This is a genomic window from Protofrankia coriariae, from assembly GCF_001017755.1.
Taxonomy (GTDB): Bacteria; Actinomycetota; Actinomycetes; order Frankiales; family Frankiaceae; genus Protofrankia; species Protofrankia coriariae.
This window is the reverse complement of record NZ_JWIO01000028.1, coordinates 1-9891: the sequence shown is the minus strand read 5'-3', so window position 1 is coordinate 9891 and position 9891 is coordinate 1. Positions and strand designations below refer to the sequence as shown.

The 9891-nt window shown below is 69.0% G+C and carries 8 protein-coding genes and 5 pseudogenes; 9 read left to right on the top strand and 4 right to left on the bottom strand.

The features are described from left to right. From FrCorBMG51_RS16390 to FrCorBMG51_RS16380, 5 genes and pseudogenes are all read left to right on the top strand, one after another. Nucleotides 1-2576 (top strand): type I restriction endonuclease subunit R (locus FrCorBMG51_RS16390; RefSeq protein ID WP_235433643.1); only part of this gene is annotated, 2576 nt, incomplete at its 5' end. A 206-nt stretch (nt 2577-2782) separates the two neighbouring features. Then, a pseudogene (locus tag FrCorBMG51_RS31530) lies at nt 2783-2965 on the top strand (lantibiotic dehydratase); the annotation flags it as partial. A gap of 37 nt (nt 2966-3002) precedes the next feature. Then, nucleotides 3003-3110 (top strand): annotated as a pseudogene (locus tag FrCorBMG51_RS33970) (IS6 family transposase); the annotation flags it as partial. A 138-nt stretch (nt 3111-3248) separates the two neighbouring features. Beyond that, entirely contained in the window at nt 3249-3545 is a 297-nt protein-coding gene (locus FrCorBMG51_RS16385) for a type II toxin-antitoxin system TacA family antitoxin (protein ID WP_047223941.1), read from the top strand. After that, the gene (locus tag FrCorBMG51_RS16380) at nt 3542-4069 is read left to right on the top strand and encodes a GNAT family N-acetyltransferase (protein WP_047223940.1); all 528 of its coding nucleotides are present in this window, start codon (nt 3542-3544) and stop codon (nt 4067-4069) included. Before FrCorBMG51_RS16385 ends, FrCorBMG51_RS16380 begins: the two co-directional genes overlap by 4 nt. Before the next feature lie 371 nt (nt 4070-4440). On the opposite strand, the gene FrCorBMG51_RS16375 is transcribed toward FrCorBMG51_RS16380, so the two are convergent. Further along, nucleotides 4441-5805, bottom strand: a complete 1365-nt coding sequence (locus tag FrCorBMG51_RS16375) for a permease prefix domain 1-containing protein (RefSeq protein WP_047223939.1) — start codon at nt 5803-5805, stop codon at nt 4441-4443. After that, nucleotides 5802-6176, bottom strand: coding sequence for a PadR family transcriptional regulator (locus tag FrCorBMG51_RS16370; protein WP_047223938.1), 375 nt, complete (start codon nt 6174-6176; stop codon nt 5802-5804). The genes FrCorBMG51_RS16375 and FrCorBMG51_RS16370 overlap by 4 nt, the downstream gene beginning before the upstream one ends. A gap of 1278 nt (nt 6177-7454) precedes the next feature. On the opposite strand from FrCorBMG51_RS16370, the pseudogene FrCorBMG51_RS33965 reads away from it, so the two are divergent. Then, a pseudogene (locus tag FrCorBMG51_RS33965) lies at nt 7455-7712 on the top strand (effector-associated constant component EACC1); the annotation flags it as partial. A 123-nt stretch (nt 7713-7835) separates the two neighbouring features. Here FrCorBMG51_RS33965 and FrCorBMG51_RS27010 read toward each other — a convergent pair. After that, nucleotides 7836-8048 (bottom strand): hypothetical protein, encoded by a 213-nt coding sequence (locus tag FrCorBMG51_RS27010; protein WP_086055516.1) that lies wholly within the window; start codon nt 8046-8048, stop codon nt 7836-7838. A 72-nt stretch (nt 8049-8120) separates the two neighbouring features. Beyond that, nucleotides 8121-8800: pseudogene (locus FrCorBMG51_RS16360) on the bottom strand (IS110 family transposase); the annotation flags it as partial. Between the two features lie 388 nt (nt 8801-9188). Between FrCorBMG51_RS16360 and FrCorBMG51_RS28420 the strand changes: the two are divergent. The 3 genes and pseudogenes from FrCorBMG51_RS28420 to FrCorBMG51_RS31525 all read left to right on the top strand — a co-directional run. After that, complete coding sequence (locus tag FrCorBMG51_RS28420; RefSeq protein WP_157180535.1) at nt 9189-9362, top strand: hypothetical protein; 174 nt, start codon at nt 9189-9191, stop codon at nt 9360-9362. A 181-nt stretch (nt 9363-9543) separates the two neighbouring features. Further along, nucleotides 9544-9720 carry a hypothetical protein gene (locus tag FrCorBMG51_RS28415; RefSeq protein WP_157180534.1) on the top strand — a complete coding sequence of 59 codons (177 nt, stop codon included), beginning with the start codon at nt 9544-9546 and terminating at the stop codon, nt 9718-9720. Beyond that, nucleotides 9720-9891: pseudogene (locus tag FrCorBMG51_RS31525) on the top strand (IS6 family transposase); the annotation flags it as partial. The gene FrCorBMG51_RS28415 and the pseudogene FrCorBMG51_RS31525, both read left to right, overlap by 1 nt.

Below are 9891 nucleotides of genomic sequence, written 5' to 3'. Positions count from 1 at the left end.
CCAGCCAGCAGCGGCTCGTCGCCGGCATGCTCGCCCCGGAGCGGCTGCTGGACGTCGTCCGGCACTTCACGCTGTTCATGCCGACGCAGAGTGGGCGGACGGTGAAGATCGTTGCTCGCTATCAGCAGTACCGGGCTGTTCAGCGGACCGTCCACCGGCTGGCCACGGGGAAGACCCGTGCGGTGGACGGCGAGTTCGACCGGCGTGGCGGGATCATCTGGCATACCCAGGGCTCGGGCAAGTCGCTGACCATGGTGTTCCTGATCCGGGTCATGCGGACCCGGCCCGGTCTCGTCGGGTTCAAGGTCGTGGTCGTCACCGACCGGAAGGACCTCCAGGACCAGCTCGCGAGGACCGCCGAGCTCACCGGGGAGACGCCCCGGACGGCGAGGAACGTCCAGCAGGTGCGTTCGCTGCTGTCCGTCCCAGGCAAGGCGCTGCTCTTCGCGATGATCCAGAAGTATCGGAACCCGGACGCGGCGAAGGACGCCCCGTTGGAGGTGAAGTCCCTCGGGGTGCTCGACCCGTCCGAGAACGTCGTGGTGCTCGTGGACGAGGCGCACCGCTCACATAGCAGCGCGCTGCACGCCGTGCTGCTGGACGCGTTGCCGAACGCGGCGCGGATCGGGTTCACCGGGACCCCGATCATCATGGGGAAGCGGAAACGTACCCATGCGATCTTCGGCCCGTATCTGGATCGGTACACCATCGGCCAGTCCGAGGCGGATGGTGCGACCGTGCCGATCCGCTATGAGGGCCGCACGACGAAGAGCGACGTCCAGGACGCCGAGGATCTCGACGAGCTGTTCGAGGACATGTTCCCCGACCGCACCGACGCGGAGCTGGCGAAGATCCGACGCCGCTGGGGAACGACCGGCAACGTCCTGGAAGCGGAGAAGATGATCGCGGCGAAGGCCCGCGACATGCTCCGCCACTATGTCGACACCGTACTGCCCGGCGGGTTCAAGGCCCAGGCCGTCGCGACCAGCCGGCTCGCCGCTGTGCGCTACCGCGACGCTTTGGTGGCCGCCCGCGACGAGATGGTCGCCCGTCTTGACGCGCTGCCCGCCGAGCTGCGTACGGCCGAGGCCGCGGACCGGGCCGCCTCCCCCGAGGGGATCCCCGGCGTCGGGCGTGCCCGGTTACGGGACGTGCGGGCCTGGCCGTACCGCGACCTGATCGCCCGCCTCGACTTCATCCCGGTCATCTCCGGGGAGCAGAACGAGAAGGACTGGCGGGACTGGACCGACGAGGCCCGGCAGAGGACCGTCATCGAGGAGTTCAAAAAGCCGCTGCCCGCGCCCGGCGACCCGGCGCCGGACCCGGCCACGACCAGCACGGTCGCCTTCCTACTGGTCAAATCGATGCTGCTGACCGGCTTCGACGCCGCTGTCGATCAGGTTCTCTACCTCGACCGGCGGATCAAGAAGGCGGAGCTGCTCCAGGCCATCGCCCGGGTGAACCGCACCGCGCGGGGCAAGGCCAACGGCTACGTCGTCGACTACTTCGGTGTCGCCAAGCACCTGCACGCCGCGCTGGAAGCGTATGCCGCGGAGGACGTCCAGGGCGCGCTGGCGAGTATCACCGATGAGCTTCCGCTGCTGGCCGACCGGCATGCCAAGGTCCGCGGGCTGTTCACCAGCCGTGGTCAGGACCGTTTCGCCACCCCCACCGATCAGGAAGCCTGCGTCCAACTGCTGGCCGACGACGCGCTGCGGGCGACGTTCCAGGTCGCCTACCGGGCGCTGACCCGCAGCCTGGAGACGGTCCTGCCCCGGCCGGAGGCGCTGCCCTATGTGGCCGACACGAAGGCGTTCGGGGTGATCGGTCTGCTCGCGCGGCGGCGGTACGAGCGCGAGGACGCGGACTTCGGCGTCTCCGTCTACGGCGACAAGGTCCGCCGACTGATCGACGACCATGTTGTCGCGCTCGGTATCATCCAGAAGATCCCACCGGTGTCGATCACCGACGCCCACTTCGACGAGAAGGTCGGCGGGCTGACCTCGAACCGGGCGAAGGCGTCCGAGATGGAGCATGCGCTGCGCCACCACATCAGTGGCATGCTCGACGCCGACCCGGTCCGTGCACGCACCCTGTCCCAGCAGCTGTCGGAGATCCTCGACCGGCTACGGGACCAGTGGGAGCAGCTTGTTCTCGAACTCGGCGGGCTGATCGACAAGGCCCGCGCCGGCCGTGCGACGTCCGAGCGGCCTGAGGACGCACCGGACGGCGTCCAGCTGACTCCGGTCGAACGTCTCTTCTTCGATGTCCTGCGGGCGGAGCGGCTCGCCGAGGGCAAGGAGATGACACCGGTCGCCGGTGAGGCCGTCGCCGAGCTGACCGTCTTCATCGTCGATCATCTATGCGGGGAGATCGGGAGGGTGCGCTTCTGGGGAAACGCCCATGCGCGGCAACGCCTGCACAGCTGGATCACCGTGGCGGTCGCGGACGTGTTCATCGACGACGGTGATCTGTTCGACCAGGAGCGTGCGGAGGCCATCGCCGACCAGCTCGTCGAGCTGGCACGGCACAACCATGCCGCGATCATCGCCACCGTCCTGCCCGAGGCCTGGTAAGTGCGCCAGCGCGCCGGTGGCAGCAGCGGGCCCGGGTAACCCACGGACAGGGGCAGGGGCGTGGACAGACCACACCACCCACCGGGGCCGGGTGCCCCGATGGGCCAGCACGACTCCTATTCTTGCTCTATGGCAAGCTCCCGGCCTGCGCGGATGACAATCGAAGGCTTGGACTTCGCTGTCCGCGACACGCGCAGACGGCAGCGGTGCGTGGTGCCATCGAGGTGACCCTGGACGACCGGGAGATCGACATCCTTGTGGGGGGCATTGCGGCGCGGCAGGTCCCACCCCATGTTGAGGTCTTCGTGCAGGTCCATGCCACGAGCCGGTCCGCGCTCCAACGAGGGGACTTCGAGCTGCTGGTGACAGGGGCCGCGCGCGCCGCTGGGGCGACCACAGGCCGGTTCCTCGATCTGCTCGACCCGGCGCTACGCCGGGTCCTACCGGGACGTCGAGGAGCTCCTCGCGGAGCGAGGTCTCGTTGTTGGCCACGTGACCGTCTACCGGTGGGTGTGCCGGTTCACCCCGCTGCTGATCGACGCGGCCCGGCCATGCGGACCGCCAGCATGATCACGTCCGGCATGAGTTCTCGGCTGTGCGGGAACGTGTGACGCAGTGAGCGTAGCCGCGCATGCCTTGGTGCATGGCGTACGTTGTGCGTACGCTGGTGGGGTGACGGGTGCGAAGGACGATCGGCTGCACCTTCGGGTGGAGCCGGCGCAGAAGGCGCTGCTGGAGGCCGCCAGCTCGGCCTCCGGGAGCACGGTGTCGGCGTTCGTGTTGAAGGCCGCTACTGAGGCGGCGGCCGACATTCTGGCGGATCGGCGGGTGTTCATCCTGGACGAGGTGGCCTGGCAGGCGTTTGACCATGCGTTGGACCGGCCGGCGTCCGAGGTGGCGGGGCTGCGGGAGCTGCTGTCGGCACCCACCGTGCTGGACCAGTCCGCGCCTGGCCAGGCCGGTCGGTGAGCGGTCGCCGGTTCGGCCCGGTCGAACCGGCGACCGCCAGCCATGTGCTGTCCGGGTTTGACTGCGGGTCGGCGGCGCAGTCGTCCTGGTTGACGGCGCACGCGTTGCAGGCGCACCAATCGGGCTCATCCCGGGTGTACGTGGTCACCGACGCCGAGGACGGCGATCGGCGGGTGGTCGGCTACTACGCGCTGGCGGCGGGGTCGGTCGCGCCGACGCAGGCGCCGCGGCGGCTGACGCAGGGCGCGGGCCGCTACCACCAGCCGGTGGTCATCCTCACCCGGCTCGGTGTAGATCTGTCGGTCCAGGGCGCCGGGCTGGGCCAGGCCTTGGTGGTCGACGCACTGCGCCGCGTTGCCGCCGCCGGGGAGGTCATCGGAGTGCGGGCCCTGCTGATCCACTGCGAGAACGAGACCGCCCGCGGCTTCTACCTGCGCCTGGCAAAGTTCGAGCCCAGCCCCACCGACCCCATGCACCTGTTCCTCCTGATGAAGGACCTCCGCAAGGCCCTCGGCAGTACTTGACCAAGTCCATGCGGTCCCGATTCGGAGGCGACGCGTGATGGTCCGCCGACCACCGGGCGCGGCCCGCCGGTCGGTCACCGGCGCCGCGTTCTGACGACTCCTGGGGGACCGCGACCAACGGCGCTGTCGACGCGCTGACCGACGGCGCGGTCCGGCATCTGTCTACGGGAGCAGTGTCGGTGCAGTTAGACGGCCTGCCAGGCGCGATAGCGAGGGCGATGACCGGTCCGGGCAGGGTGGATGGCGGTTCGTATTGTGGTTACTCAGGTCCACTACTCGTTGTTACGTACCGGCTGACCTGTGGAAACAGTACAAGGCGCGGATCTTCGCAGTCCTGTGGGCACGTTCCCAGCTCACTCATACGCAGTCGATCAGACGTGGCCGAACAGGGGCGGGAAGGCGAGGACCACGATCCACGCCCACGCCGCGTACACCGGCAGATAACCGGTCTGCCAGCGTTCGAGGGCCGCGAACGGGGTGCGCCGGCGGGCCAGCCCCAGCAGCAGCCACGCCGACCAGGCGAGGTTGGCCAGCAGGAGGATGTTCTCACCGAGAGCCGCGGCCTTGTTCGGGGTGGTGCCGAACTCGGTGATCCGCCCGGTGATCTCCAGTAACACCAGCACGTCGATGGCCAGCGCGCTCACCACAAGGGCCAGCTGCAGCCGGTCGAACGGGCCGGCGGGCGCCAGCGGGTCGCGGGCCGAGATCGAGTAGAGCAGCAGCCCCAGCACCACTACCAGCAGCAGATCGAACAGGATCAGCGCCTCCCGCTCGACGTCGATGCCGGAGCTGGTCCAGACAACGGCGACGAGGAAGGCGAGCAGCACGGCGGTGAACAGTGGGGTGAACAGCCGGGTGAGCACCGGCGCGATGTTCTCGACCACGTTCTGCTTCGCCTCGACGAGCCACGCGGCGACAACGACACCGGCCGCTGCGCCGCAGGGGAGGAGCCACTGCGCGAGGAACACCTCCGGGTCGATCCCGATCGCCTTGAAGGTGCCGGCCGTAAACGCGATGAGCACGCCGCCACCGAGCGCGAGGAGCACGAAGTAGACGAACCACTCGCCGGTGAACCGGATGAAGTCCATCCGCCGGCGCGGCGAGCACCATTCGTCGCCCGCGTAGGCCAGACCGACCACGAGCCACAGCGCGATCGGGAGGTGGATGCTGGTGAGCACCACCGATTGCGACGTCTCGGCCAGCGGGTAGACGTTGGCCGCCACGGCGCCGAGCATGAACAGCGCGACCAGCACCCCGAGCAGCGGGCGGCGGACCTGGCGGCGCCAGGCGAGGAAACCCGCCAGCCAGGGCAGCACGAGAACGCCCACGTTCGGCCCGTAGAACGCGCCGTCGTGTTCCAGGCTCACCCCGAACAGTTCCGGCACCCGGACCGACACCGCGGCGCCGACCGCGCAGAGGACCAGCGCCCGCAGGTCCCTGCGCGACCGGGCGTCCACGGTCCCGCTACCGGTCAGCACCAGCTGTTTCCACAGCCGTTCCGAGTGCTCCCGGGCGAATTCGCGGGAGAGCTCGTCGAGGCTGCCCATCCGTTTCACCGCGACCAGGAACGCCTCGTCCGTGCTCAGCCCGGCCGCGACGAGCGCGTCGACGGAGCCGCGCAGGTGGTCCTCCAGCTCGTCGGCGTCGGGCTGTGCCAGCTCGCGGCGGCGTTGCACGTAGCGTCGCCACTGCGCGAACTGCGACTCCAGCTCGACGGGGCTGTCCGGCGCGGTCATGCCAGGCCCTCCAGCGGGATCGCTGGCAGCGTCCCGCGGTCGTGTGGGTCGAGCCAGATGTCCCGCAGCGCGCCCACCACCGTGTCCCACTGGCGGCGCTGCTCGGCCAGCTCGGCCCGGCCTTTGTCGGTGATGCGGTAGTACTTGCGCCGCCGCTCGCCGGTCGCCGACCGCCAGGTCGCCTCCACGCAGCCGAGGCGCTCAAGCCGGTGCAGCAGCGGGTACAGCAGACCCTCGGTCCAGTCCAGCTCGCCGCCGGACAGCTCGTGGATCCGTTTGAGGATCGCGTAGCCGTAGCTTTCCCCCTCGGCCAGGATGCCGAGCACCATCGGCGTCGCCGAGGCGGCCACCAGATCCTTGGCGACCTTCACCAGGCCTCACTCCGTTCGATCTCCCCGCCCGGGCCCTGGACGGGATTCGAGCGGGGAACCCTAGCAGTGCTTTGCATAGTACTACTAGGTATCGGTCGCGGCTACGACTGGATGATGCTCGGCCGCCCGAGCCAGCTCATCGCGGCTGTCATCGCGGCTGGTCAGCGGCCGTGACGTCATGGGCGTGGTCTGCTCATGCCGGTGGGGGTGTCGCCCTCCCGGATCCGGAGCGGGCCTGGGAGCGGGCCGGTTATCGTCGGGTCCTGTGGATGAGCCGCCGGTGTTCGTGGGGTCCTCCGACATCGCTGTCGTCCTCGGCCTGACCCGGCAGGCCGTCGACCGTCGGCTGCGGATTGATCCCGTCGCTCCCGCGCCGGCTGCGACGGTCAATCGCACCCGGGCCTGGGGTGGTACCCGGGTGTGGTGGCGTNGCGCGCGGACATCGACCGCTGGCTCGGCGGCGTCGATCCCGACCGCTGGACGTCCCTACCCGGCCACACCCGCTGACTCCGAGGACCGTGCGGCACGCCCGGGCCAGCCCCGCCGCTCACAGACCAGTCGATCATGATCCGGTGGTGAGTCGTGCGGTTTCCCGGTGGTCGGTAGCACGGCTGTGCGGAGACGAGACCGGTTTTTCCCACGAGGGCTGTTGGAACACGCCCTCCGAGCAGCGTGCCCGTTCCCTACCTGCGAATACATCCGCTGTGGGCCACGATGACACGTCATCGCCTAGCTCCCGGACGTCGAGGAGCATTTTCGTTCGAATATTCGCGAGCTGCCTTTGTCGGGGTTCATGGGATGTTTCAAGATCTGAAGTGCTGTTGCTGGACGGCTCCACGGTCGCGGGTGGGCGCCGACGCACTCGTGGAGATGCTGGCGTCGATCGGATCATCCGCTGCCGGCCGCCGTGTCTCATCGGAGTCCGGAGCCGCAGCGGATCCGGTTTCCCTGCGTCGTATGTCGCACGCGAAGGGACGGCGGCACCGGCTGATCGATTTACTGCCACGCTCATAACGATCACAGATCGTTAGATATCAATCTCGGTGCGTAGCCATTGACAGTCCCTGCACTTCGGCCGTTCAATGAGCGCAGGAAAAAACGGGGGGATTGTCGTACCCAGGTGTCGATGGGAACGACTCTGCCGAGGCTCTCTGGAGGTTTGACCTCGCCTCGGAACGGCACGACCAGCCAGGGGATACTGGCAGCTCCGTCCGGGGCGGCACACTCGGGGCAGAGCAGCGAGAGTCTTTCGCTGCCGGCCCCGATCCAGCAGCGGACGTGTCTTACGTGCCAGTCGAGCAGCACTGGGTGACGATCGGGGAGCCACCACGGTGCGGCTTGGGGCGAGGTGTGGATTGGCCGTCGATCCTGGCGTTGCTCGGCGCTGCCGGAACCGGGTTCGCCACGGTGCTCGTCACATGGCTCCGGACCCGCGTCGGGGACGTGACGGTCACCGTAACGTCGGGGCCGGACGGTCCGGCGATTGATCTGAACGCAACCAACGTGCGGAACCTGGACGCGGAAGGACTCCGACGCCAGATCGCGGACGTCGTTCGCGGGCTGTCGGACTCGCAGACACCATCCGAGGCGCAGGCCGACGTTGGGGAACGACCGGGTGGCCGGGGTGACTGGCCGGATGGGGAGCTGGAAACGGGGCGGTCACCCGTCACCGCGCCAGCTCCCTGTCCGGCCGGTTCCGGTGGGGACGACTCTCTCGTAGAGAACGCCGTGTTGGGCTCGCATGGTGGATTCGACGGACGAGGCTATGGCGGTGTCGTGGACGAGTAGCCCGAGTTCGATGTTGGTGTTCTCGGCGTTGTAGGAGAAGTTCGCGCTGGTCGTCAGCATGAGGGCGTGATCAATGATGATCATTTTTGCATGGCTGTCCAGGGGCGGGTCGCACCGGCCACCGGGCTCGGCCGCGGCTGTGGGGTCGAGGCTGGTCAGCTGAGGAGCCTGGAAGGCGGCCCGGATCGCCCGGGATTTCTCCGCGATGTTCCGCCGGCCGGCGCGTTTGAGCGCGGCGCTGATCTGCGCCACGGTCAGCCGTCCCGCCGTGGCCGGGGTCGCTGCCTTGCCCAACAGCTCCAACACATCTGGGGCGGTCAGATCGTTGAACGCCTCCAACGCCGCGGGGAAGTACTCCCGCAGCGCGCCGCGCAGCCGCAGGAGGTGCCGGGTGCGCTCCCAGACCAGCGTCTGGTGCGCCCGGGTGACGACCTTCACCGCGCCTCGGCCAGCTCGCTGTCGCCGGCGACCGGGCGCAGCTGGTGGTGGTCGGTGCGCACCATGTCCGCCAGCACATGCGCGTCCCCGGCATCGCTCTTGGCCCCCGAGGTCGAGTGCCGTTCCCGGTAGCGGGCGGCCTGCATCGGGTTCACCGCGATCACCTGGTAGCCGGCGGCGAGCAGCGCCTGGACCCACGGGCCTCGGTCGGTCCCGATCCCGACCACCACCTGGGCGGGGTCGGTGTCCTCGCCGAGGTGCCGGCCGATCAGCTCGTGCAGCCGGGCGATTCCGGCCACGCCCTCGGGCAGCCGGGCCCTGCCCAGCCGCCGTCCCGTCTCGTCCTGGACCTCCACGTCATGATGATCATCGGCCCAGTCGTCCCCGACGAACAGCAACCCCGCCTCCGCTCTCCCAACAGCACGATCAGCAGCCCGCGGGAGAACCACCAGCGCCCTAATGGTCAAGTGCTCACGCCACGGTGGGCGGGCACGGCATCCCATCAGCGGTCCATCCTCCCGATCACCGGTGGGGGCGCGGTCTGACCATAGGACTCGACTGCGTCCAGGTGAGGAGAGCGCTCACCCACCGGCGGCTACCGGCACCCCTCGTCGAGCACCGGCGCCACCNNGCGGGTTTGTCCGCGATCGTCTCCGTCGCCGGATCGGTCGTCATGCTGCCCATCTGGTGCCTCCTCTACCTGCGCGTATGCACAGAGTGTCACAAGGGAGTTACACCGTTGGTTTTACAGTCCCCTCCCACGAGGCAGCCGGCTACGACGCGGTCATGGACTACGTGGACGCCTTCTACGCCGACAGCGCCGTCCTCGCCCGGTCTATCTACGGCAAGCGCGCAGCATCCAGCCTGCACGCTGCGGCGGTGACGATCCGCCGCCGTGAGAACGCACTGAAAGCGGCGGCGGGCACACGCGGCACCCCGACGCTCCCGACGACCTGCTGACCGCTGGAGGACTGGGCGGGGCGGCCGATGATGATGACGCCTGGGCTCGGGCGGAGGACGCGCTCGTGTCCGCCCGGACTCGGGACAGGCAGGCGGAGTTGGCCCGCGTGGCCGCGCTCCTGGACACGTTGCGCGCCGCGGAGCAGGTCGCCGCTCCGGCCAAGTGGACGGCGCTCATGGAATGCCTCGACCGGCATGGGATCCCTCCGGCCGCGGCCAGCTCCTGGTGTTCACCGAGTTCACCGATACCGCGCACTGGCTGCGGAACCGGTTCGAGGAGGCCGGGTTCAGCACGGATGGGCACTGTTGCGTTGGCGAAGTCCACCACCGCAGCTACCACTCGGGCATGATCGGGTGATGGGTCGACGTCCTGCCCGTCCACCGGTCCCAGCTTCGGAGTTCGCCGGTTTTCGGTTCCCACCTGAGGTGATCGTGCTGGCGGTCCGCGGGTACCTGCGCTACGCCCTGTCCTACCGCGACGTCGAGGAGTTCCTCGCCGAACGCGGTCTCGTCGTCGACCACGTCACGA

Excerpts from the sequence above, each read along its gene's own strand:
- FrCorBMG51_RS16375 (WP_047223939.1), bottom strand. The coding sequence starts at position 5,805 with ATGACCGCGCCGGACAGCCCCGTCGAGCTGGAGTCGCAGTTCGCGCAG.
- FrCorBMG51_RS27010 (WP_086055516.1), bottom strand. The coding sequence starts at position 8,048 with ATGATCATCATTGATCACGCCCTCATGCTGACGACCAGCGCGAACTTC.
- FrCorBMG51_RS28420 (WP_157180535.1), top strand. The coding sequence starts at position 9,189 with ATGGACTACGTGGACGCCTTCTACGCCGACAGCGCCGTCCTCGCCCGG.
- FrCorBMG51_RS28415 (WP_157180534.1), top strand. The coding sequence starts at position 9,544 with ATGCCTCGACCGGCATGGGATCCCTCCGGCCGCGGCCAGCTCCTGGTG.